Origin of the sequence: Aureibacillus halotolerans (genome assembly GCF_004363045.1) — a bacterium.
GTDB classification, from domain to species: Bacteria; Bacillota; Bacilli; order Bacillales; family DSM-28697; genus Aureibacillus; species Aureibacillus halotolerans.
Map to the genome: position 1 here is coordinate 21,793 of NZ_SNYJ01000008.1, position 25,876 is coordinate 47,668.

A 25,876-nucleotide genomic window follows, 5' to 3' on the forward strand; every position below is an offset into this window, starting at 1 on the left:
AGGAATTGTAATGGGTGAAATGAACACGAAAGATTTTGTTATTGGTACTTTAATCGGTGGTATTGTAGGTGCGTCAGCAGCGCTTTTACTAGCACCTAAATCAGGGAAAGATCTCCGCAATGACTTGAATGAACAAGCGTACGTTGTGAAAGAAAAAACAAATCAATTCAAATCCAACGCCTTTGAAAAAGGGACGGAGTGGAGAGATGTTGCAAAAGAAAAAACGGCACATCTTTCGAAAAGTGTATCTGAACAAGCAGCAGACATTCGTAAAAAGCTTCAAAAAGAAGAGAACACGGAATCACCTGTTGATGCAACGTCTACGGCATCATTAGGTCAAACAGATGTTACAAACGAAAACCCTGTACCACCTGTATCACCAACAACACCGCCAATAAAATAATAAGGAGGTCCATCAATGGAGCACTTAAACTCAATTCAACGTTTCGAGCAGCTCATTGAAGAACAGTCTCCTTTCTTTCTCCTCAAGCATAGCTTGACCTGTCCCATTTCGGCGAATGCACACAATGCATATGAAACGTTTTCCGAAAAGACAGAAGTGCCTTGTTTTGTCCTGTATGTGCAGAAGGACCAGGAAGTGTCAGCAAAGATTACAGAGAGTACAGGGGTCACGCACCAATCCCCACAGGCTTTTTTATTAAATGGCTCTTCTGTGCTCTGGGATGCTTCTCATCAATCGATAACTGTCCAAGCACTGGACGATGCTGAAAAGAAAGTCATGTAACAAAAAGCACCACCCGTTAGACGAGAGTCTCACTTCGTCTAATGGGGAGGTGCTTTTTTATGATACGCAGATAGTAAAATTAAGCTAGACACATGAAAAAAGCCATTCGTGATACACTCAAAATGAAATTCCGACAAAAGAAATCATAGGAGTGATCATGAATGGCCTACACCCATCTTAGCACGGACGAACTCGTAATCATAGAAGCCTATTTTCATCAGAATACGTCTGTATCAAAAATTTCAAGGTTGATCGGTCGTGCTCGCCAAACCGTACACAACGTCGTGACCTATCTGAAAGAGGGACACACCGCATTGGATTACTACAAACGCTATAAAGTGAACAAAACGCACTGTGGTCGTAAACAGATCGTGTTACCAGAGAATCAACAGACCTACATCAAAGAAAAAGTCGCTCAGGGCTGGACACCGGATGTGATTGTCGGTCGTCAGGAATACCCCATCGATTGTTCAGAACGCACGCTGTACCGGATGTTTAAACGTCAGGTGTTTGACATTTCTGTACTGCCGATGAAAGGAAAACGAAATCCAAACGGGTATCAGGAACGTCGCGGTCGGCAAGCGTTCAAACGGAATATCGCTGAAAGAGACAATGATTATCCAACATGTAAGAACGAATTTGGACATATGGAAGGCGATACCATTGTTGGCGTTCGTCATAAAAGTGCCGTCGTTACGCTGATCGAGCGTATGTCAAAGGTCATCATCACGCTAAAACCAGAAGGCAGAACAGCCAAGGATATTGAAACAGCTATAAGTGTTTGGTTGCAGAATGTGCCCAAGAACCTTTTCAAATCCATCACATTTGATTGTGGCAAGGAGTTTTCCAACTGGCGTACCATCAGTAATGAACACGACATTTCGATCTACTTCGCTGATCCAGGAACCCCTTCCCAACGGGGGCTGAATGAACATTCCAATGGCTTGTTGAGAAGAGGCGGATTGCCCAAGGAGATGGATTTCAATCAAGTCGATCAAGCGTTTGTTTCGTCTGTTGCGTCCAAAAGAAACCACATTCCAAGAAAATCCTTAAACTACAGAACGCCATTGGAAGTATTTTTGAGTTTAGTAGGAATGGACAATCTGTCTAGCTTAATTTGACAAAGAGAAATAACAATTCTGACCGGTTGTTTATTCCTCTTCGAAAGACAGCTCAAGAACGTCCCCGTCTGCAATACCATCCTGAAATGAGGCAGTGATGCCATTTTTGAGTACATTGAATCTGCCTTGTCTCGGCACCTCTATGTCTACATGACCAAACACATCTTGATAAATAAACGGGGATTGTGGCATTGGTTCTATTTTGATGTGATCGTTATGAAAAAGTTCAACACTTTCATCAAGTAAGAGACCATTCCGTTTCCATTCAGAAGCCTTTTTGCGAATGATCGTTTTCGACCCATTGAAGTACACAGCAATTGAATGATAAAGAGTCGCTCCAGCGAGCTCGGCTAACTGATCTGAGTGCGACGCTTCTCTCGAGATAAGGTCAATTCGATCGCCATTCGTTATTTCTGCGTCTAAGTGAGCTGTCGAGCCGTTTCGTTTCACTATGTGACTCCCTGAGTGCAATTGGTATGGCGTGCTCCCAACTGTGACAGAAATGGTATCAGACGTTACCTCTCTTCCATATAGCTGCGGTAAGCAATCCCTAAGACGATATGTGGCAGACCATTCCACCTTGTCTCCATCTTTAAGTTTTGTTGTCCCATCGACTTTCTGTTTGTTTCTCCAGAGGGAGGCTGGAAGTGTTCTCATGTCTCCATTCAACCAAACAGAAATAGAGGGAACCTCACCGAATAACTCCTCAACTGTAAGCGCTGCGTCAGTGCCATTTGCTCCCTTTTGAAGGGTAATATGATCGCGATTTTTAACAGCTGTATCTAAAGTGGCTGGCTCCTCGTTAACGAGAAGTTGAGGCGCATGTCCTCTTTCTCCTGGTACAGTGATTTGCTTCTGATTCACTGTCACAATCAGCCCTAATCCCGGCGATCCATACCATTCTGGCAAACGAAAACCTGATGCAAGGAACACATCTTTCACTGTTAGTGGCTTAGAGTCAAACATACGCACTGGTTGATTATTCAAGTGGACGCTCTGGTATTGAATAGGGTTTCGTAATGCTGCAGATGCAATACCAAGTGGTGTCACATAGCTAGGGCTTGGTTCAAGATGAGTGCCAAAATCAATATCCTTTAAGGCGCTTGAATCTCGAACAGCCACTCGTTGGGGAGGCAGCTGCAAGCGCTGTGAGAGCTTTTCAGGCAATGAGGGCGTTAGGCTCCCACCACCAATAAGCATAACGGCTTGTGGGGCACGTTTATTTAATTGCATGATTTCCTCGGCAATGGCCGAAGCCAACGAGTCAATGGCTGGCTCAATATTCATGAGGAGCGCATTTTGGTCTATCGTTTGTTCAAAACCTAAAATGTCTGCTACGGTCGCACTCCCATTTTTCGTCACTTGCTTTTTAACGGATTCAGCTTCGTAAAAATCAAGTAAAAAGGCATCTGATACGGCTTCTGTCATTTCATCACCTGCCACTGGGACCATTCCATAAGCCGTCACTGTGCCAAAATCGGTCAGAGCAATGTCCGATGTGCCTGCGCCAATGTCAACAAGGGCGATGTTTAACCGCCGCATGGATTCAGGGACAAGTACTTGCATGGCTGCGATAGGTTCCAACGTTAACGCTTCTAGCTCTAAATCAGCTTTATGTAAGGCAGAGATGAGCGAGTCGACCACGACTTGAGGCAAAAATGTCGCAATGACTTCAACCGTTGCCAGCTGCCCTCGTTGGTCGATGAGACTTCCCATTTCTTGCTCATCTAGATAATAACGAACGACGGAATACCCTACGCAATAAAGTCCGTTCGCCTCCTCGGTTTTTCCACCGAAAAGTGCTTCGCGTGCTTCTTGTACAGCTTGGATTTCTAAATGGTGGACATCTTTTTTTAGCAAAACGCCTTTTTGAGAGATATCCCATGATGCATGGGAGTGAACCGTTTTTAGCGCTCGACCCGCAGCAGCAACGCATGCTTTTTTCAAGGGGCCATGCGTCTGTTCCAACTGTTCTTTTATGTCCTTAATTCTCTCGGCAACTGCACCGACGTGATGAATTTGTCCATCGACCATAGCGCGATCCTTATGTTCTTTTTCGACAGCGCCTTTGACGATAATACCTTGCTCCGACGTTTCAAGCACGAGACCTACAATAGATCGCGTACCAATATCTAGTGAAAATACAGTTGAATTTGTCATGTGAAAACCTACCTTCTCTTTGTCACTGTAACTTGCGGAAAACGACATTTGTAGACAGAATATTAAGCAAAACACTTTAGTGCTTAAAAGCGTTTAATTGAAAAAGAATTTTTCGTGACAATGATGATCTTATCGTTTATAATAAACTCAAATTACAACAATTTGAACGTTTTTAGACGTTTTCATTGGCACAGTTGTGGATATGAGCATACCAATTTTTTCTGCACACGTGCAATGTAGCTTTAGCTAATCATAGCGAAAAGGGTAGTTTTCTAAAAAAAGGGAGGCATTTTGCCAATGACGGATTCACTCGAACAACTAAGAAAAGAACTCGACTCAACAAACCTCGACATTTTAAGCCTTTTAAATAAACGAGCTGAACTTGTGCAACGGGTTGGTCAAGCGAAGGATGCTCAAGGCGTGAGCCGCTTTGATCCCGTTCGTGAAAGAGAGATGCTCGACAGCATTGCAGCAAACAACGAAGGACCTTTTGAGACAAGCACACTTCAACATTTGTTCAAGCAAGTTTTTAAAGCAAGCCTTGAGCTGCAAAAAGATGATCACAGCAAAGCATTGCTTGTTAGTAGAAAGAAACAACCTGAAAACACAGTCGTTACAATTAAGGGCGAAACGATTGGCGATGGCATTCAACGCTTCGTAGCTGGTCCATGTGCTGTGGAAAGCTATGAGCAGGTTGCAACTGTCGCAGAGACAGTTAAAAAACAAGGCATTAAACTCCTTCGTGGTGGGGCATTTAAACCTAGAACATCTCCATACGATTTTCAAGGGCTCGGTGTTGAAGGCTTAAAAATTCTAAAGCGTGTTGCTGATGAATACGATCTTGCTGTAATCAGTGAAATTGTTAATCCTTCAGATATTGAAGAAGCCGTCCAGCATATTGATGTGATTCAAATCGGCGCGAGAAACATGCAAAACTTTGAACTGTTAAAAGAGGCTGGTAGAACAAACAAGCCGGTTCTATTAAAACGTGGAATGTCAGCGACGATTGAAGAGTTCATTAATGCTGCTGAGTACATTATTTCACAAGGCAATGGACAAATTATACTGTGTGAGCGTGGGATTCGCACATATGAAAAAGCAACCCGAAATACACTTGATATCACGGCAGTTCCAATCTTGAAGCAAGAAACACATTTGCCGGTCTTTGTTGACGTCACTCATTCAACAGGTCGTCGTGATTTATTATTGCCAGCTGCAAAAGCCGCGCTTGCGATTGGTGCTGATGGTGTAATGGCAGAAGTGCATCCAGATCCAACTGTAGCGTTGTCTGATTCTGCACAACAAATGGACATCCCACAATTTGAAGCGTTCATCCATGAATTAAAATCAAATCAGCTTTCACGCGTGAAACAATAATAGATGACAAGAGAAGTCTCTCAGATAAGAATTACTGAGGGGCTTCTCTTATTTTACGGCAAAAATGACCAGTAATTTTAGTAAAAGAACGAAAAAAGAACGAATATTTATAGAAAATCGTGTCAAACTAGTAACAGATGTTATGAAAACTTATGAAAAAAACATGAAAATAGCGTATGTAAACAATTGCGGACTGTATCATTCTGTCGTATGATGAAATAAATCATCGTATTATGTTTTATGTATTCCTGTACAAAAGCAGGAACAAGGAGGAAATTGAATGTCTAATATTACAATTTATGACGTGGCACGTGAAGCGAATGTATCAATGGCGACAGTGTCTAGAGTCGTTAACGGAAACCCGAATGTGAAACCTACGACAAGAAAAAAAGTGCTAGATGCTATTGAGCGCTTAGGCTATCGCCCGAATGCGGTCGCACGCGGGCTTGCAAGTAAAAAAACGACGACTGTCGGCGTTATCATTCCAGATATTTCGAGTATTTTCTTTGCAGAGTTGGCACGAGGTATAGAAGATATTGCTACAATGTACAAATACAACATTATTTTAAGCAACTCAGACCAAAACAAGGAAAAAGAGCTTCACTTGTTTAACACGATGCTTGGGAAACAGGTCGATGGCATTGTGTTTATGGGGGGCAATATTACACAAGAGCATGTGGAGGAGTTTATTAAATCCCCAGTACCAGTTGTTCTTGCTGCGGCATTTGAGCCTGACAATAAGATCCCATCTGTTAATATTGATTATGAGCAAGCGGCTTTTGATGCAGTCAAGCACCTGATTGAGAAAGGGCACAATACCATTGGTTATGTGACCGGATCATATGAAACACGTAAAAATTCCGTATTAAAACTTACAGGGTATAAAAGAGCTCTTGAGGAAAAAGGCTTGCCATTTGATGAATCCGTCATCGTTGTGGATGATTATACGTATGATGCAGGATTAAAAGCAATAGACGTGTTTAGCAACGGTACTATGCCAACCGCTGTCTTCGCAGGAACCGATGAGATTGCGTTAGGTATCGTCCATGGGGCACAAGATCGTGGCATCTCTATTCCTGATGATCTAGAAGTTATTGGCTTCGATAATACGAGACTTGCAACGATGGTTCGTCCGACGCTCACAACTGTTGTTCAGCCTATGTATGATATTGGTGCAGTTTCAATGCGCTTATTAACGAAGCTAATGAATAAAGAAGAAGTCACTGAAAAAACAGTGCAATTGCCTCACCGCATCGAATATAGACGTTCAACAAAAGAATAATTCATTTTAGTGATTTTTCTTTAAAAGGAACCTTCTCTAATTCATTGCGACGAAACAAAGAACGCACAGCAAGGCAAGGAAGGTGAGAGCAATGAAAAGAATCGATATGGTCACACCAATAGGTCTGCTTATTGGTGTAAGCATTCTTCTATTCGGCATTTTTTCAAATAGCGGTTGGGAAGCAGCAATGTCATTTTTGCATCTTCCCTCCGCTATGATTGTGCTTGGGGGCGTTGGCGGGGCTCTCTTTGTGAATTTTGGTTGGGAGCATTTGAAAAAACTCCCTCGAATCATCGCTATCTGCTTTTCAAAGTCCACATTAAACACGACCCATATGGTTCGTCGCTGTGTGTTTTTCGCTGATGTAGCGAGACGAGAAGGGCTGTTATCTCTTGAAATGCGACTTGACGAAGACGATGATGCATTTTTTCGCAAAGGGACCCTCTTAACGATTGATGGTGTTGAGCCTGATGTTATTAAAGATATGCTAAATGGAGAAATTATAGCGCTCGAAGAACGGCATGCGCTTAATCGAGCTTTGTTAGAGAAAGCGGGAGCCTATGGGCCAGCATGGGGAATGATTGGAACTCTTCTGGGGCTCGTATTAATGCTAAGAGACTTGAATGATCCTTCAACATTAGGCCCAAGCATGGCCATTGCATTAATTACAACGCTGTATGGAACATTGTTGGCTAACTTAGTGTGCCTTCCTTTAGCGGCAAAATTAGAGGCGCGTACGAAAGATGAAGTGTTTCATAAGCTTCTTGCCATAGAAGGAATCGTTGGAATTCAGTCAGGACAAAACCCTGCGCTCCTTATGGAAAAATTAAACTCCTTTATCCCCTTGAACAAGCAGTTGACTGAGAGCAAGTTACACGATCGTTCGTCTGAAGGTATGTTCAATGAAACATCTTAAAAACCGACGTCAGCAGCAACAAACCCAAACTGACTCATCGCCAGGCTGGATGATTACATATGCGGATGTCGTTACACTTATTCTCGTATTTTTTATTTTGTTATTCTCTATTTCCCAAATTGATAGCCAAAAGCTTGATGCAGCTGTTCAATCCTTTAGTTCTGTGGAGCCAATGGATGTTCCAGAAACAACTCCTGAGACGCAGACAGCACCTGAGTCGGTGGATGCTCCCACAGATGATCAGCTGTTGCAAAAGGTACAAGCGTATTTAACGGATCATGGAATCGCTAATCAAATTGAGGCAAACCGAACACAACAAGGGGTGGTGCTCGTTTTAAAAGAACGGGTGCTTTTCCATTCGGCTGATGCAACAGTGTTGCCAAAAGGAGAAGAGGTTCTTTCTCGTATTGCAGGGTTGCTCTTACAGCTTCCGAACGATGTTATTGTTGAAGGACATACGGACTCGAGACCAATATCCACATATCAATTTCCATCCAATTGGGAACTTTCTAGTGCTCGAGCAAGTAGCGTTATTCGTTATATGATTTCATCTACCTCACTGGAAAAGGAGCGGTTTCGAGCGATTGGGTTTGCAGATACTCAACCCGCTGTAAGTGGTACGAACGCTGAGCAGCTCGCTCAGAACAGGCGTGTGGAGATGGTCATCCTTACTATGGACTCCTAAGTAAAAGTTTTTATAATGCGCCTACTGTTGCAGAAGCAGTAGGTCTTTTTTATGCATATTACATACGGCGCAATAGTCGAGAAATAAAAACAAAATTGAGAAGTCTAATTATTTATATTATACTAAGGTCAATGTAGAGATTAGCTAGGAGGATGAATGGAATGAAATTGGAAGCGCTTCCCTCAATAGATGGAAACTATCAGCTGCAGAGTTATGATAAGACGAGAGATAGCTTTTCCTGGGAACAGGTCGAAAAAGAATTCAGCTGGCATCGTACTGGACGAATCAATATGGCGTATGAAGCCATTGATCGTCATGCGGAAGGAGCGCTAAAAGATAAAATCGCCTTGCATTATCGCGACAACAATCGATCTGAATCTTATACATTTGAAGAAATGAGACAGCTGTCCAACCGAGCAGGGCACTTGCTACGATCGACTGCCCAAGTGCAAAAAGGAGAACGTGTTTTTATCTTTATGCCAAGATCCCCTGAGCTTTATGGGTTATTTTTAGGAGCCTTAAAGCTCGGTGCGATTGTTGGGCCACTTTTTGAAGCGTTTATGGAGGGAGCTGTCGTTGATCGCTTGGAAGATAGCAGTGCGCGAGTGCTCATAACGACAAAAGAGCTATTGCCTCGTGTTCCAGTTGCCAAGCTTGCGGCTTTAGATACGATTGTGATCGTAGGAGACATGCCTGATGAAACCTATGAAGGTGTGAATATGATTTCATACAATGCAGCCATCCAAGAGGCTCCAAGCGAGCTGCAGATTGAATGGGTGGATAGAGAAGATGGGATGATTATCCATTATACATCGGGGTCTACGGGAAAACCAAAAGGTGTACTTCATGTGCACAATGCAATGATTCAGCATTATGTGACAGGGAAATGGGTGCTTGACCTAAATGAAAACGATACCTATTGGTGTACGGCTGATCCAGGGTGGGTGACCGGGACATCGTATGGCATTTTTGCCCCATGGCTGAATGGCGCAACCAATGTTGTCGTAGGAGGACGCTTTAAACCAGAAGATTGGTATAAAACCATCGAAGATTTTAATGTGACCGTTTGGTATTCGGCACCAACTGCGTTTCGAATGCTAATGGGGGCTGGCAACGACATCATTCAACAATTTGATTTAAAAAGCCTACGCCACATCCTCAGTGTTGGTGAGCCATTAAATCCTGAGGTTATCCGTTGGGGAAAACAAGTATTTCAAATGAGAATTCACGATACGTGGTGGATGACCGAAACTGGAGCGATGCTTATTTGCAACTATCCATGTTTAGAAATGCGGGTAGGGTCAATGGGAAAACCGCTTCCAGGCATCGAGGCGACCATCGTTGATGATAACGGTGTCGAGCTTCCAGCGAATCAAATGGGGAATTTAGCGATAAAAAGAGGCTGGCCATCAATGATGCGGGAAATTTGGAACCGTCCGGAAAAATACGATTCCTATTTTACAGCCAACGACTGGTATGTCTCAGGCGACTCAGCGTATAAAGACGAGGAAGGGTATTTCTGGTTTCAAGGACGTGTCGATGATGTGATCATGACTTCAGGAGAACGTGTTGGCCCATTTGAAGTGGAAAGCAAGCTTGTCGAGCACCCTGCTGTTGCAGAGGCAGGTGTCATTGGAAAGCCTGATGCCATAAGAGGCGAAATTATAAAAGCGTTTATCGCATTACGTACGGGATATGAAGCCTCTGATGAGCTAATTGAAGACATTCGGCAACATGTGAAGAAAGGACTTGCCGCACATGCTGCCCCTAGAGAGATTGAATTTAAAGATAAGCTTCCGAAGACAAGAAGTGGAAAAATCATGCGTAGGGTCCTTAAAGCATGGGAACTCGACCTACCAACCGGTGACCTTTCAACGATGGAAGATTAATATGAAATTGTCCTGTAAGCGATTTTTGCTTACAGGATTTTTTAATGCAGCTTTAAAAGTAACTTGTTCCAAACCTAATCATCGAAGAACTATCGTCAACATGGCTCTGATAGGCAACTACAAGGAATCTCCACCAAGTGCTCTTCACTCCCTGAGTCGAAGGACATTCCGCTTCAATTAGAAATCGCATGTATTGAATTATAGGCTGTCGGGAGTTCTCCGCTGCCTTTATTGACATAACCATGGCATTCGGTTCTGAACGAGTGAGGAAAGTGTCATTCGCGAGTCTTTCTGCTTTTACTCTCCTTTGCCAAACAGCCCATAGGAATACAGCTTCAAGATTCCTCTTTTATACTCGGTGCTAGTCTGCAAATACTCTGCCTGTCCTGTGACGGCCACGGATGAGAGGAGGAAAGCGAGGATGGCTTCATTTGGTATGTTTTCATCTAGGGCACCTTCTTTTTTGCCTAACTCAATAAACTTCATATAGATCGAGATGGCTTTCGTATGGACAATTTCTTTGTAAATCTCCTGGAACGTTTTATCCTCCCAGGCCATTTGACTAAATGCGGAATGGCTGATTTCATCAGTCGCAGATTGTTTTTTATCCATAATCAAAGTGAGTTTTTCAGCGAATGGAAGATCCATGTCCAATAATGCCTCATAGCCTTTGATTGTCTCATTCATATAGGAGAGGAGCACCTCCTTGGCGAGGGCGTTTTTGCTTCCGAAATAATTATAGATGGACACTTGGGAAACATTCGCTTTCGCGGCAATCTCACTGATGCTTACATCGGTCACCCCACGCTTCGTAAAAAGCTCCCAAACAGCGTTTATTATGGCCTCTTTTTTTGCTTGAGTTCGTCTTTCATAACCGCTCATTTTCATCACCCGAGTGTATCATACCATAGTTTTGAAATTGAATAAAATATATTACAAAAGTCATTGACTTTAAAATTTAGCTTATATATTATGAAATATATGAAGTGATATTTCAAAACTTTATTTTAAATAATAAAATAGGTAGAGGTGGCTTATGAAACCATATATTATTTCGTTTGCTGACATTACACAGGAGGATCTTGCTGCCGTTGGCGGAAAAGGATTGAACCTTGGGAAATTGGCGAAAATTGAAGAGATCCATGTGCCGGACGGATTTTGCGTGACGACGGACGCCTATAAAAGAATGATTAACAGTAGTCCTCAGTTGGTTGGACTATTAGACACATTGGCAAACTTGACGTCTGCGGACAGAAATCTAATTACCACAACAGCGAATGACATTCGTGCCGTAATTGAAGGAATCGACATAGGAAAAGAAATTGAAGGTGAGATTACGAAGGCGCTTCGCGGATTCAATAACGAAGAAGCATTTGCCATCAGATCTAGTGCGACAGCAGAAGATTTACCACATGCTTCATTTGCTGGCCAGCAGGACACCTACTTAAATATAAAGGGTACTGGTGAAATTTTGCGTCACATCGGCAAATGCTGGGCATCCCTTTTTACGGATCGCGCAATCGCTTACCGTATGCAGCATGGGTTTGACCATCGCAATGTCCACTTGTCTGTCGTTGTGCAAAAAATGGTTGCGTCCGAGGCCGCTGGTACGATGTTTACCGCGGATCCGATGACCTCAGATCGCGCTTCACTAACGATTGACGCAAGCTTCGGATTAGGGGAGGCGTTAGTGTCAGGGTTGGTCAATCCGGATAGTTATAAAGTGAAGGCGGAGAATATCACGGAAAAATCAATTGGCGTCAAAGAACTGGAGATAAAAACCGCTGAACAGGGGATCCTGGAGACACGCGTGGATGGAGAACGCCAGAAGCAGCAGGTCCTGACCGACGATCAGGTCAAGGTGTTGGCGGAGATGGGAAAGACGATTGAAAACGAGTTTGGCACGCCTCAAGATATTGAATGGTGCCAGAGCGATGGACGCTTTTATATCGTGCAAAGTCGCGCGATAACGACGTTGTTTCCGCTCCCCGACGTTACAAATACCAGGACACCACGTGTCTACATGTCCATTGGCCATATCCAGATGATGACGGATGCGATCAAACCGTTAGGGATGTCTTTTTTCGAGATGATCTCAGATGTCCGCATGGACAGGATTGGCGGAAGGTTGTTTTCCGATATTACGCATGATTTATCTTCAAAGGTTGGGAGAGCACGGCTCGTCATGGCAACGGGCAAGCAGGATCTCCTTATCCAGGGGGCGCTTAAAAATCTCACCAACGATAAAGTCTTTCTAGCTTCGCTTCCAAAGGGAAAGCGTAATATTCAGGGGGGCGTATTCAACGTTGGCTCCATCGCAAAAGCCATTCAAGTGATGAGGAAAAATGACCCTGTAATCATCAATCATTTAACGCGTTCGTTTGAAACGGATATTGAACAAATGGAGCAACAGTTGTCTAAATGTTCAGGTGACCGTATCTTTGACTTTATTGAAAAAGACAAAAAGAATTTATTGGCAATGGCTTACCACCCAACGATGCTTGGTGCCATTATTGCCGCAATTCTCACACATGATTCACTCAACAAGAAGATAGCGAAATGGCTTGGGGACAAAAATGCGGCGGATACACTGGCCAAATCCCTTGACCACAACGTTACTACTGAAATGGGCCAAGAGCTATGTGACGTCGCTGACACAATTCGACAGCAGCCTGCTGTCTTAGAGTATTTGGCGCAACGGCCAGAAGATAAGACGTTCTTTGAAACAATGCAAACTCTTCCTGGTGGAAAAGAATCATATGCAGCATTTCAATCATTTTTCGTAAAGTTCGGAATGCGCTGCCCGGGTGAGATCGATATTACGAAAGCGCGCTTTGAAGAAAAACCGACACAGCTGATTCCTTTGCTTCTGAACAACATTCATTTGTTGGAACCGGGCGAACACAGAAGTCGCTTCCAAAGCGGAAAGGAGGAGGCGCAAGACAAAGAAGAGGATATTCTTCGGCGCATAGCAAGTCTGCGTGGCGGACGGAGAAAAGTGAAAAAAATCAAAAAAAACATTCGCTTGCTTCGAAACTTCAGCGGTTGTAGGGAAGATCCAAAATATTATATCGTCCGTCGATTTCAGGTGTATAAAAAAGCAATGATGAAGGAAGCTCAGCGATTGGTAGATCAAGGAACAATCAAAGCAGCCGAGGATGTATTTTATTTATATATGGATGAACTTCGTGAGGTCGTAAGGACGAATACGCTCGACGCCGCTGTCATCGAAAAGCGGAAAGAAGCATTCGTTCGTTTTGAAAAGCTGACGCCTCCGCGTGTGTTTACCTCCGACGGATATGTTCCGCCAGTGACAATGACCACAGGAAATCTCCCTGATGAGGCAATTCCCGGAATTCCGGTCTCTTCAGGGGTCGTTGAGGGTCGTGCCAGGGTCGTACTGTCGGTCGATGAAGCGGACGTCGAAGAAGGAGACATCCTTGTCACTCAGTTTACTGATCCGAGTTGGACGCCTTTGTTTGTCACTATCAAAGGACTCGTGACGGAAGTCGGGGGCTTTACGACGCATGGTGCCGTCGTAACCCGGGAATATGGCCTGCCTGGTGTTGTCGGCGTCCAAAACGCTACGAAACGCATCAAAGATGGGCAGAGAATCAGAGTGAATGGAACAGAGGGGTATGTGGAAATTTTGGAAGATAGATAATGTGCAGGAACGATGTCGTTACTATATATTTTACATTTAAATGACTACTATCGTTAGTCGGAAACCGAATTTGGAGTTACATATAATAAGCGGTAAGACGACACGTTTTGTCGTTCTTGCCGCTTATTATATGTTGGCGCATGCCTAACCCGTAGCATTCCTTCCGGTGTTATTAAAATCTTTATCCAGGTGCACGTTGCCTATTAGGGCGTGTCTTAAAACTCGCTAAGAGACATCTGTCACCGCCTTTTCGTCCCCTGCTGCGTTCCTTTTCCTTGACGTACGTCCGGTACGCCTGCGAAAAAGCGCCTTGCTTGGAACGAAAATTCGGCAACATCTGCTCCCTTCTGAGTTCTCAGACACACCCTAGATGAATTTAATTTCGTGCTTTTGCGTCAAGTATGTCCCAGGCTCTTGTAAAAAAATGCTTTTTCCCTTGGCAGGATGTAACGTTTCATGTAAATGCTGGTTGCCCGTGTATGTCGAATGCTGTAAGCTAGAAGGGTGTACCCATGGCTGATTCTAAGAGCTGTAACATAGGGTAAAGCAGTTACGAACAATGAATCTATGAAAAAGGGAGAAAAGTATATGTCAAATCATCGTTTCTTAGCAAGTGCCGTCAGCGTTGCCGCTGTGGCCTCTATTGCCCTTCCTGGCGTCTCTCAAGCAGCGGAATTTACTGACTTAACCTCATCAAATGGTCATTATGACGATATTATGGCATTGGTTGAACGTGGTGTCATTACGGGCTTTCCAGATGGCACGTTTCAACCACAGGCTTCTCTCACACGAGCGCAAGCCGCAGTGATGTTCACAAGGGCCCTTGATCTACAAGTACCAGATGATGCTAACGAGTTGTTAGAAGCTTTTAATGACATCCCTGGTGATGCGTATTACAACGATGAAGTCGCCGCTCTTGTGGCTAGTGGAATCTCTAAAGGCTATGGCGATTATTATGCACCTGAAGCATCGTTAAGCCGTGAAGAAATGGCAACACTTCTCGTGAGGGCATTTGATCTACAACCAATAGAAGGCGTGAACGTGTCTTTATCAGATCTCGCCTCTGTGCAAGACGTACATAGAGAGAATGTTGAAATCCTTTATCAGAATGAATTGACGAAAGGCAAAGGCGACGGTTCTTATGGACCTCAGGATGAAGTGACTAGAGGTCAGTTTTCTGCCTTCATCGTCCGCGGTCTTGAGAATGCGGGAGCACTTGAAGATCTCGACATTGAATCTGTTGATGATGTAACAATTCATGCTGGAGAATCCCTTTCTTTGCCAGAAACACTTGAGGTGACAACGGTCAATGGTGAAACAACCTCAGTTGATGTCACTTGGGATTTAAGCAACTTTGATGCCAATGTGGAAGGCGATTACACAATCTATGGTACATTAGCTGGCTACAACCAAAAAGCTGAGGTTGACGTAACGGTAGAAAATCAGCCGTTGCAGGTTGAAGGCGTTGATATGGAAAACCTTAAGCAAATCATCGTTGAGTTAAACCATAGTGGGTACTCAAAAGCCATTGTTGAAAACGTGAATTATTATACGTACGAAGACAAGAATGGGGACAAAGGCGAATTATTGGACGCTACAGCGGTAGAGGATCAGGTCATTCTAACGTTAAGAGATACGTTTGATGATGAAGGTTACTTGCGAATCGACGAAGCCATTGATGGTGAAGAGAAGGAGTTTGAGCTTTCGTTTACGGATACGACACCGCCGGAGGTCGTTGAGATTTTGCCTGTAAGTGAAGACACAATCAAAGTGATCTTTTCCGAGCCGATGGATACTGGTGTTGCAAACGGCGAACGAGTAACCAACCGCGACATTGAGGATTCGTTTGACATTGACGATGAGAGCCATCGTGTTTCTGAAATTCAATCCTTCAGCTATGGACAAGAACTCAATGTGACGTTCAATAAAGACCTAGATGAAGGCGATTATACGTTAAACATTGGTCGTGGCATTAAAGATTATTTTGGGTTTGTTGTTGACGAGGATAGCTTTAATTTTGAGATGGACTATGACACGACTGATCCTGTGGTTACAGAGATTAAAGACATCTATCCAACGACAGCCACGCTTGTGTTTGATAGCGATGTGGAGTTGTCTAGCAATGCGCACAATGACTTTCATCACACGAAGTCGTCCATCGATGCGACGGACGCGATCGTTAAAAATGGTAATGAAGTTGTCTTGACGTTTGCGGAGGATGAAACGCTTCCTGAAGAAGGCGAAATCATTATTGACGCAAATGCATTAGAGGACCATTGGGGCAACGAAAATAAGAGTGATACCCTCGACTATACGATGGTCGACAACAATGAGGCGCCTGAAATTGCATCTGTGACTATGTTGGAGGAAACTGACACGACGGATCGTTATGTCACGCTTGACGTACAGTTTTCTGAGCCTGTGTTAAAAGAGCATGCCAACGAAAAGAGCAACTATGAGATCACAGGTGACGATGGGAAAACAATCGAAATTAAAAGCATTTCTCATCAAAACCAACAAGTCACCATCGTTCTTGATGCACGCTATGGCGATTTTTCACCACAGGACTATACGCTTTATGTCGATGAGATTGAAGATCTATTTGGAGAAACGAATGACCAATTATCCTACACGTTTAACGCTGGTAGTGTGGCTGCACCGAGCGCCTTTAAAGCCAATGTGTTAACAACAGACGATGACGAGGTTCGCTTTGTCGTTGACTTTGGCCGTGAAATGCAGGATACCGGGGCAAATGGCATAGAACAATTAAACCTCTATGAGCTTCGTTATCAAAACACCTCCATCTTGCTTCATCAATTGGATGAGCTTCGTGGAATAACGGTAGATATTAATACGTATGATCAACAAACACAAGCAGAAATCGTGATTGAGCGTGATAGTGCATCTACAGGAGAGTGGGATCGCTTTTTTGATGATGTTCAATACGTAGCTGAAAAAGGTACCTTGGACGACCTTTCCCTTCTTGTTGGACGAGTAGCAGACAAAAATGGAGTTCAAACGGTCAATTTTTCAAATGACATTACACTCAGTGCATCCAACACATTTGGTGCAAAAGAAGACAACATCCGTGCGACAGAACTGGATGAGCTACGCATTGAACTTTCGAGCATTGTCTATGATTTTGATGATGATGATTTCATTGTGTATGCGGACGAGAACAACAATGGGTCGCTTGATTCCAACGACACTGAGCTTGACGCCTCATTCGATTATGATGAAGATGACGATCGTCCATATATCTATGTGTATCTTGATGACGAGTTAGATAGTGACATGACGTATGATGGCCATCGTGTATATGTCACTACGGTTGATCGTGATGATGTAAATACAACAAACCGATATGGACAAACTATACTGCTCGATCACATACGTGTGATTGATGGGATCGCGTCACAGGTTGAAACATCTGATGGCGAAGAGCATGTCTACGTTCATGAATTAAAAGGAGAAGAAGACAAAGCCGTCGTGTCTCTTGAGTTTACAACAGATATTGACGACCGTTCTGTCAATTACTTGTCATTCACAATCTCGAATGATCGGTATTCAGTAGAAGAAGCATCAGTCAATGGTGATAGAGTTTACCTTGTAGTTGATTTGAACGGGGATACTGTGGAGGACCTTGTTGGCGAGTACGTTGAGCAACGAGCACCAATTGCGGATGAGAACGAAAATACGATTGAAGACCTTGAGCTTCGAATCAATGATGTACAAGGCGACCTTTCAGAAAATCAACTATAAGATCAAAAAAACGCGATGAGCTTAACTTTCTGCTCATCGCGTTTTTTTATTGTTCGTTTTCTTCAGAAGCATCATTGTCCTGCTCCAACGTTTCTTCTTGCTCTTCGGAGGCAGGTGTCGAGCTATCAGGTACATCTGTTGACGAGTCGGTATCGCTTGCATTCTCATCTTCAGTGGATACGTCACTGTCCTCAGAAGTATCAGATTCGCTGGATTCCCCAGTCACTGTATTAGACCACGGCGATTGGTTGCCTGCAATGTCGATGGCTACAACGTTGTAATCACCGCTTCCAGCAGAGATGCTCTGTTGATGAGCTGGCACAGTAGCAATCCGTTGGCCGTTTCTATAAACATAGTATCCAACAACATCTGTGTCACTTGTACTCCAGCTGATGGCACTTCCTGAATGATTCACAAATACCGGAGCTGGTGCTCTGCCATTTTCAATAGCGCTCCCACTACGAGGCGTTAACAGGTTAAGGTTTCCTGAAAGGAGCTGTTTTGGGTTTTCGACTTGATCATACCCCGATTGTTGGATAAAGGCAGGGTTTAGCATCGCTCCATACCGAGTAAATGCACTTGGTGTTCCGCTTAAGGCAGAATAAGGCGTCCCTTGAATGCTGACGTATTCTCCTTGTATAAAGCTGTTATCCCGTTCAGTAGGGACATATTTTGCGTTAAATAAGTCAGTTGTGACTAAACCCGCTTGTTGGCAAAGCTCAGATGGAAGCTTGCCTGAAATGCCACAAAAGGTGAGCTGTACAACACCATCCGGTCTTTCAAAAGAGCCACCAGTCACAAGCTCAGGATTTACGTCATAAGCAACGTTCATTAGTTCAGCCCAGAGCTTTATGTTTCTTGACCCATAAGAGTAACCTTGATAGGAAACTTCCAATGGCTTTGGCGTATCATAGCCCATCCAAACGCCAAATGTGACCTTTGGATTTGTCGCAACAAACCATGCGTCGTTGTAATTTTGTGAGGTCCCTGTTTTTCCGGCCCATTCGGACTGGAAGTTTAAAAAGCCTGGCAAGCTAACGGCCGTACCGCCTGAAATGACATCTTCAAGCATTGAGAGCATCATAAAATTCGTCTGCGGTGAGAAAACATCAACAGTTGTTGTTTCATGCTCATATACAGTTTCATTGTCTTTGGAAACAATTTTCTCGATGAGATACGCATCGGTAAATTTGCCTTGATTGCCAAAGGTGGAAAAGGCATTGACATTTTCTTCGACGGTTATGCCTTTTGTTAAAGCACCTAAAGCCATCGAATAGTTCGATTTGTCCCCAGGTACAAGGGAAGTGACACCCATCTTTTCAAGATAAGTGGTTGGTTGGTGTCCACTTTTTAGCATATCGACATATAGCTTGGCGGCAGGAATATTGTAAGAGCTGGCGAGTGCTCGACGTGCGGAAGTGAGCCCATGATAACCACCACCGTAATTACTAGGACTCCAAATGTCGCTACCTGCTCGTATGCTGTATTTCACATCTGCAATGAGTGTGCCAGGCTGAGCAACACCTAACTCAAGCGCTGGTGCATAGACGAGCAATGGCTTCATCGTTGACCCGTTTGAACGGAGCGCACTAGTCGCATGATTTTGCGCTTGTCTCTCATGATCTCGTCCTGCCACAAAGCTTAAAATCCGCCCGGTGCTGTTTTCAATTAGCATAGCACCTGTTTCTACAGGCTCCATTTCTGTAATTTCTTCTCCTGTATCTGGGTCAATGATGGTTTCTGGTTTTTCTGATCCATAGAGGGTAAATTGATTTTTCACGTCCTGCATCCGGTCGTACATATCCTTCTGAATCGTTGTATGAATCGTATAGCCATTTTTGTGAAGAGCTGTTTGCGCTTCATCATAATACGAGTTAAACAATTCATTATCTGCCTGTAAGGTTTCCTTGGATACACCATCTTCTGCAGCGAGCTGTTCTAAAAGAATTACTTTCGCCCTTTTCTCAATTTCCACAGTGAGCCACGGGTATTCTTGATTCGGAAGCGATCCTGGTGATGTGAAATCTGCTGTTACATCGTAGGCCAATGCGTCTTCATAAGCTTGCTCATCAATGATGTTCGTTTCAAACATCCGACTGAGAACAAGGTGCATTTTATCTATGCTTGGTGACAAATCTGGTTTTACTTCCCCAAAGTTCGTAAAAGGCGTAAACCTTGATGGACTCTGTGGCAAACCAGCAATATAAGCAGATTGGGCAAGGTTTAGTTCGGAGGCGTCAATTCCGAAGATGCCTCGTGCGGCCGTTTGTACGCCAGCAATATTACGTCCTGCGGCGTCTCTGCCGAATGGAACGATGTTTAAATACGCTTCAATAATATCTTCCTTTTTAAAGTATCTCTCAAGACGCATGGCAAGCAAGATTTCTTTTGCCTTGCGGTCGAACGACACCTCGTTCGTCAGAATTTGATTTTTAATAATTTGCTGTGTGAGTGTGCTACCACCTGAGCGATTGTCAGCGTTTGTTAGCTCCTGATAAACTGCTCGCATGACTGCTTTTGGAACAACTCCGTGATGTTCATGGAAAAGCTGATCCTCCGTAGCAATGATTGCATCGACAACAAATGGGGATACGTCCTCTAGATCAACCTCTTCACGATACAAATCCGAGCTGAGTTTTCCGAGATAATCGTTATTCGCAAAGTAAAGCTGTGTCGTTTCATTGTAATTATAAAGGTCTGTTTTCATGCTTTCATAGTCGCGAATTGGTTCATCTTTTACGAGAGCAGCGAAATACCCTGCACCGACGCCCCCAGCGAAAGCAAAGACAACAATGCAGGTCATGAAAAAGAGCAACAGTAAGTTCCAGCCAACTTTGTATGTAATTCGAGTGCTTGCAAGGATTCGTTGTGTCTTTACGTTCTTAAGAATATTCGAGAGCCATTCCTTGAATTGGCGCCATTGATCAGCCATTCTCACCCTCCTTTCTAAATCAGCACTATTATAGCATAAAACCATTGAAGTCTATAGAGTGAAAAGGCAAAAATAGACAACTCTCGTCCTTCTTTGCGTCCCACGAATAAAGCATTTATTGACAAACAAAACGTCATATGCTAAAACTATTCCTATCACATATACGTTATAGCGATGATGGGAAACAGTAGCTTTTGTCATGCGGAAAAATTAGAGAGTCGATGGCTGGTGAAAATCGACCCGCTGCAATTAGTGAATTACATTCTCGGATGCTCTTTTTGCGAACGCTGTTTAAGCATGAGTAAAAAGCGGGACCCTTCGTTACAGGGAAGAGAGGAAGCGTTTGTCTTCAAACAAGGTGGTACCGCGGTGCAATGTCATCGTCCTTGGCTGAAGAAGAGGGCTTTTTTACGTTGTGCATTTTTCTATGGTGTGTCTTAGAACTCAGAAGTGAGCAAATGTTGCCGAATTTTAGTTCCAACCAAGGCGCTTGTCCGCAGGCGTACCGGGCGTGCGTCAAGGAAAAGGAACGCAGGTGGGAACAAAAAGGCGGTGACAGATGCCTCTGAGCGTGTTTTAAGACACGCCCTAAATACACGAGCTAAAGGATGAGTCAAATGAGTGAATTAGTGAAGGATTTAGAGGCGAGAGGGTTAATCCACCAATCCACTGATGTGGACGTACTAACAAAACAACTTGAAGAAGAATCGCTTTCATTGTATTGCGGGTTTGATGCGACAGCAGATAGCCTGCATATCGGTCATCTTTTGCCACTGTTAACGTTGCGTAGGTTTCAAAATGCGGGCCATCGACCTGTTGCCCTCGTAGGAGGAGGCACGGGACTTATTGGTGACCCGAGCGGAAGATCTGAGGAACGGTCCCTGAACCCTGCGGAGACTGTTCAGCAATGGGCGGATAAAATTAAGGATCAAATTGGGACCATTATCGATTTTAACGATGATGCTCATCCAGCTGTCATGGCAAACAATTACGAGTGGCTTGGTGAATTAGAGGTCATTCCATTTCTGAGAGATATCGGGAAGCATTTCAGCATTAACTATATGCTTGCCAAAGACTCCGTGGATTCGAGATTAGAAAAAGGCTTGTCTTACACAGAATTTAGTTACATGATTTTACAGTCCTATGATTTTATGAATTTGTACAAAACCTACAATTGCAAGCTACAAATTGGCGGAAGTGATCAGTGGGGCAACATAACAGCGGGGATTGAGCTTATTCGTCGAACATTAGGGAAGTCGGATGTCCACGGTGTCACAATGCCTTTGATTACGAAAAGTGATGGCTCTAAGTTTGGGAAAACGGCAGGCGGAGCAGTATGGTTGGATGGAGAGAAAACAACACCTTATGAGTTTTATCAGTTTTGGTTGAACACAGATGATCGAGATGTCATTAAATTTCTGAAAAGCTTTACGTTTATTTCGCTTGAAGACATTAAAGCGTTACAAACCGAGATGGAAAAAGCACCAGAGGAACGAAAAGCGCAACGTAGCTTGGCTGAAGAAATGACAAACATGATTCATGGCGAAAAAGCGCTCCAGCAAGCGATTCATATTTCAAAAGCATTGTTTGGCGGAGGATCACTAAGTGACTTATCCGGTGATGAAATTCGTCAAGGTTTTAAAGATGTTCCTTCTGCGTCATGGACGAAGCAGGAATTGCCGCTTGTCGATATGCTTGTTGAATGTGGAGTCTCTCCTTCAAAACGCCAGGCGCGTGAGGATATTCAAAATGGTGCGATTTCCATTAATGGCGAGAAGAAAACAGATGTGCAGCTGCAGCTAAGTGATGATGATAAACTGGATGGCACATTTGTGATTGTCCGACGAGGGAAGAAGAAATACGTCTTGATTGAATGTGTGTAATGGCTAAAATGAGAGCATCATGCGGAGCAAATTATTGTTTCGCACGGTGTTTTTTTATTTGCGTTGGACCCATTGGCTCCGAAGGGTTTTGCATTCTGAAAATTGCTTATTCCTTTGAAAAGCACAAAAAGCCAGAGTATTCAATATTGATTATGTTATCAAACATGCTCTACACTTATTAAGAATATTTTAATAAGAAAGGGTGAGAGCATGCGAAACAGCTTTTTTATAATGGCTTTTTGTCTAATGTTTCTCCTTTGTGGATGCTCGCAGCAAACTGGGCAAACGGAAGATGGGCGAATGAAGCTTGTGTTTTGGAACTTGTTCTCCGGTGGAGATCAGGAGTACATGCTGTCGATTGTGGATGCCTATAACGAAAGTCAAAACGACGTCTTTGTAGAAAGTCCGACCATTGCTTGGGCAGATTACTACACAAAGCTTGTCACTAGCGTAGCAGCAGGTAAAGGACCGGATTTAGCTGTCTCCCATGCCGCACGTGTCCCAGAGCTTTATTATCAAGGTCTTGCCGCACCTCTTGATGACCTTGCAAATGAAATCGGTTTCAAATGGGGCGGTATTACACAAAACGTGGAAGAGTCGATTGTTCTTGATGGAAATCACTATGCAATACCGATTGATACACACCCGTTTATTTTATATTTGAACAAGGAGCTGGTGACGGAAGCAGGTCTGCTAGATGAAAATGGCAATGTGGCAATGGAAGAGACTCCAGAAGGATTTATAGATTTTTTTACGAAAGCAAAGAAAGCGCTTCCTCAAAAGTTCCCAATTGCCATGTCTTCGACAGGTGTCGACCCGTACCGTTGGTGGTGGGCGGTCTATTTCCAAATGGGTGGGACGCCAATGTTATCTGATGATCTGACAGAAACAGAAATAACGATGGATAGAGAAATTGCGATTAAGGCGGCAACGTATTTGAAGAGTCTTTATCATGAGCATGAGCTAATCCCACCAAACCTAGGAGATTTTTATCAAAGCTTTCAGTCTGGAAAAGCCGTTTCAATGCTGACAGGGGTATGGGCAACAGGAATTTGGGAGCAAACGGAAGGGCTTGAGTTTATCCCGCTGCCATTGCCGCAGCTGTTTGAACAACCTGGGGACTTTGGGGGCTCACATACGATTGTCATGCCGGCAGATCCTGATATGTCTCCAGAACGAAAGCGTGCCGGAATGGAGTTTATGGCATTTGTTCTTGATCAAGGGGCCGAATGGGCGAAAGCAGGACATATTCCAGCGAAGACATCGATATTGCAAGAAGATGCGTATCTTGAGCAACCCTATCGATCGTCTTATGCAGAAGTAGCCCAAAATGTTGTGTTTCCTAGTAAGACCATTTATGCAGGAGCAGCACAGACGATTATGCAGCGTAATCTTGATCTCATCTGGACAAACAATGCGTCTCCGGAAGAGGCTATTGACATCATGATTGATGAACTAGAGGTGCTTGTACCGTAAATCGGCTTGTCTCACAGCAATTGGTTTCATCAAAAATATCAAATTGGTGGTGAACAATCGATGAAGCAAAAAAGATCCCTTAATTGGCTAAAGCCGTTACCGTTTTTATTGCCATTTTTGCTTGTTTATCTTGTTTTTACAGTTTATCCAATCGCAAAAGGATTGCAAATGAGCTTGTTTGATTGGACATTGATTGAAAAGAAAGGCTTTAGAGGTTTTGATCATTATGCCCGCCTCCTTGAAGATCCGGACTTTTGGAGTTCTTTAGGGAATACGATGTTGTTTGTTATCCTGTCGACGCCAACAATGATTTTGCTCGCGTTAGGGTTGGCACTACTCGCCAATATACAAACTACATTGCAATCCATTTTTCGTGGAGCGTTTTTTATTCCAAGCATCCTGTCTGTGTCTGTCATCTCCTACCTTGCGATTTTTATGCTGCAACCCTATACAGGCTTTGTGAACAACGCCATCCAAATGTTTGGGACGGATGCAGAGCCTTTTTGGCTGAACAATCCAACGCTTGCTTGGTTGAGCATCGTTGCGGTCACACTGTGGTGGACAGTAGGCTTTAACTTGATTCTGTTTCTCACAGCTTTGCAGGACATCCCGGATCAGCTATACGAAGCAGCAGAAATTGACGGTGCAACGAGGACACAAATGTTTTTCAAAATTACACTGCCACAGCTCGTTCCGATTGCGCGAGTCGTGTTGTTGCTTCAAGTACTTGCCTCCTTTAAGGTGTTTGCTCAAATTCTCTTAATTACAGATGGAGGTCCGGGAACGGCCACTCGGCCACTGATCCAATATATTTATGAGATAGGTTTTGTACGCTTTGATCTCGGGTATGCATCGGCCATGTCGTATGCGTTGTTCTTCTTATTGTTGCTGCTTTCCATTGCTCAAATTCGTGGAAGAGGGAAGGAGGGAAGCATGATATGAGAAAAACAACAACTGCACACTCATCGACGTCAGCTCCTACTAAACATGCCTCCTTGCTACAAAAAAATCGCGATCCATTAAAAAGTGTAAAGATGACAGCTGCGATCGTCGCAGCGATTATGTTCGTGTTTCCAATCATCTGGATGCTTTTTGTTTCTTTGAAACCGCAGGCGACGACGGCTAGTCTTCCACTGGATTGGTTTTTGCCCCCGTATACTTGGGTCAATTACCACGAGATCTTATTTGAAAGCAAAGTACTGCTTTGGTTGTGGAACAGCTTGTATGTCGGTGTCGTCACCACCATTTTGACGCTGATTATTACGTCGCTCGCTGCATTTGCCATTTCCAAAATGAAGTTTGGTTATCGAAAATTTATCTATGTGTTTTTCCTTGCGGGAATGATGGTGCCAGGGGAAGCGACGATTATCCCTTTGTTTGAGATTGTAAAAAACTTAGAGCTCTTGGACACATATACGGGCTTAATTTTGCCGATGATTGCATCTCCAATGGGGGTCATTATCTTAAAAAGCTTTTTTGATGGGGTGCCCGACGAAGTCATTGAAAGTGCGCAAATCGATGGCTGCTCTTATGGCAGGCTGTACTGGAGCATTGTTTTACCGCTCGCCAAACCAGCGCTTGCGGCGATCGGCATCTTCACATTCATAGGATCTTGGAACAATTTTTTATGGCCCTTCTTGTCCATTGTCACCGAAAACCTTTATACGTTGCCAGTAGGTATCCCGACATTTAACTCGAATTATTCACAGAGTTATGTGCTCCCGATGACCGTAAATGCCGTTGCATCACTGCCTGTCATCATTGCCTTTTTGCTATTTGAAAAGCAGATAGTCAAAGGGGTTAGCTTTACAGGGTTGAAGGGGTAATGGGTGGTGGAGAGAAGTTATTAAAGGGTTACTTCACATGTAATGATAAGACTTGGTAAACCTTCAATTAGAGTTAGAGTTGCTTGTATGAGAGCGCAGCCATACGCTCGTTACAATCAAAAAAACCCCAGAGACGCTGCAATTAAAGCGTTTCTGGG

The 25,876-nt window shown here is 43.7% G+C and carries 17 protein-coding genes and 1 other annotated feature; of the genes, 14 read left to right on the top strand and 3 right to left on the bottom strand.

What is annotated here, in order from left to right; all coding sequences use genetic code 11:
- Positions 1-10 precede the first annotated feature (10 nt).
- From EV213_RS10655 to EV213_RS10665, 3 genes are all read left to right on the top strand, one after another.
- Entirely contained in the window at positions 11-403 is a 393-nt protein-coding gene (locus EV213_RS10655) for a YtxH domain-containing protein (protein ID WP_133580522.1), read from the top strand.
- A gap of 15 nt (positions 404-418) precedes the next feature.
- Entirely contained in the window at positions 419-745 is a 327-nt protein-coding gene (gene ytxJ, locus EV213_RS10660) for a bacillithiol system redox-active protein YtxJ (protein ID WP_133580523.1), read from the top strand.
- Positions 746-906: 161 nt separating this feature from the next.
- Positions 907-1,866, top strand: coding sequence for an IS30 family transposase (locus EV213_RS10665; RefSeq protein WP_133580524.1), 960 nt, complete (start codon positions 907-909; stop codon positions 1,864-1,866).
- Between the two features lie 30 nt (positions 1,867-1,896).
- Here the strand turns inward: EV213_RS10665 and EV213_RS10670 are convergent, their stop codons facing one another.
- A complete protein-coding gene (locus EV213_RS10670) occupies positions 1,897-4,026 on the bottom strand; it encodes a cell division FtsA domain-containing protein (RefSeq protein ID WP_166639257.1) in 2,130 nt (709 codons plus the stop codon).
- Positions 4,027-4,323: 297 nt separating this feature from the next.
- Here EV213_RS10670 and EV213_RS10675 point away from each other — a divergent pair, with 297 nt between their 5' ends.
- The 5 genes from EV213_RS10675 (at position 4,324) to acsA (ending at position 10,175) form a co-directional block, all read left to right on the top strand.
- Complete coding sequence (locus tag EV213_RS10675; RefSeq protein ID WP_133580526.1) at positions 4,324-5,403, top strand: bifunctional 3-deoxy-7-phosphoheptulonate synthase/chorismate mutase; 1,080 nt, start codon at positions 4,324-4,326, stop codon at positions 5,401-5,403.
- Between the two features lie 280 nt (positions 5,404-5,683).
- Positions 5,684-6,685, top strand: coding sequence for a catabolite control protein A (gene ccpA, locus EV213_RS10680; RefSeq protein ID WP_133580527.1), 1,002 nt, complete (start codon positions 5,684-5,686; stop codon positions 6,683-6,685).
- Between the two features lie 91 nt (positions 6,686-6,776).
- Complete coding sequence (locus EV213_RS10685; RefSeq protein ID WP_133580528.1) at positions 6,777-7,601, top strand: MotA/TolQ/ExbB proton channel family protein; 825 nt, start codon at positions 6,777-6,779, stop codon at positions 7,599-7,601.
- Positions 7,588-8,286, top strand: a complete 699-nt coding sequence (locus tag EV213_RS10690; protein WP_133580529.1) for a flagellar motor protein MotB — start codon at positions 7,588-7,590, stop codon at positions 8,284-8,286. The genes EV213_RS10685 and EV213_RS10690 overlap by 14 nt, the downstream gene beginning before the upstream one ends.
- Before the next feature lie 161 nt (positions 8,287-8,447).
- Positions 8,448-10,175 (top strand): acetate--CoA ligase, encoded by a 1,728-nt coding sequence (gene acsA, locus EV213_RS10695; protein WP_133580530.1) that lies wholly within the window; start codon positions 8,448-8,450, stop codon positions 10,173-10,175.
- 297 nt (positions 10,176-10,472) lie between these two features.
- On the opposite strand, the gene EV213_RS10700 is transcribed toward acsA, so the two are convergent.
- Positions 10,473-11,057, bottom strand: a complete 585-nt coding sequence (locus EV213_RS10700) for a TetR/AcrR family transcriptional regulator (protein ID WP_166639258.1) — start codon at positions 11,055-11,057, stop codon at positions 10,473-10,475.
- A 154-nt stretch (positions 11,058-11,211) separates the two neighbouring features.
- On the opposite strand from EV213_RS10700, the gene rph reads away from it, so the two are divergent.
- Both rph and EV213_RS10710 read left to right on the top strand, forming a co-directional pair.
- Entirely contained in the window at positions 11,212-13,839 is a 2,628-nt protein-coding gene (rph, locus tag EV213_RS10705; protein WP_133580532.1) for a rifamycin-inactivating phosphotransferase, read from the top strand.
- A gap of 588 nt (positions 13,840-14,427) precedes the next feature.
- Positions 14,428-17,601, top strand: coding sequence for an S-layer homology domain-containing protein (locus EV213_RS10710; RefSeq protein ID WP_166639259.1), 3,174 nt, complete (start codon positions 14,428-14,430; stop codon positions 17,599-17,601).
- Positions 17,602-17,647: 46 nt separating this feature from the next.
- Here the strand turns inward: EV213_RS10710 and EV213_RS10715 are convergent, their stop codons facing one another.
- A complete protein-coding gene (locus EV213_RS10715; protein ID WP_133580534.1) occupies positions 17,648-20,533 on the bottom strand; it encodes a transglycosylase domain-containing protein in 2,886 nt (961 codons plus the stop codon).
- A gap of 165 nt (positions 20,534-20,698) precedes the next feature.
- Positions 20,699-20,924 (top strand) — a binding site (T-box leader).
- A 226-nt stretch (positions 20,925-21,150) separates the two neighbouring features.
- Here EV213_RS10715 and tyrS point away from each other — a divergent pair.
- The 4 genes from tyrS (at position 21,151) to EV213_RS10735 (ending at position 25,718) form a co-directional block, all read left to right on the top strand.
- On the top strand, positions 21,151-22,416 hold the full coding sequence (tyrS, locus tag EV213_RS10720; protein ID WP_166639260.1) for a tyrosine--tRNA ligase: 1,266 nt from the start codon (positions 21,151-21,153) through the stop codon (positions 22,414-22,416).
- A 300-nt stretch (positions 22,417-22,716) separates the two neighbouring features.
- On the top strand, positions 22,717-23,892 hold the full coding sequence (locus EV213_RS10725) for an extracellular solute-binding protein (RefSeq protein ID WP_166639261.1): 1,176 nt from the start codon (positions 22,717-22,719) through the stop codon (positions 23,890-23,892).
- Between the two features lie 60 nt (positions 23,893-23,952).
- Entirely contained in the window at positions 23,953-24,834 is an 882-nt protein-coding gene (locus EV213_RS10730; protein ID WP_133580537.1) for a carbohydrate ABC transporter permease, read from the top strand.
- A complete protein-coding gene (locus tag EV213_RS10735) occupies positions 24,831-25,718 on the top strand; it encodes a carbohydrate ABC transporter permease (RefSeq protein ID WP_133580538.1) in 888 nt (295 codons plus the stop codon). The genes EV213_RS10730 and EV213_RS10735 overlap by 4 nt, the downstream gene beginning before the upstream one ends.
- Positions 25,719-25,876: the final 158 nt, after the last annotated feature.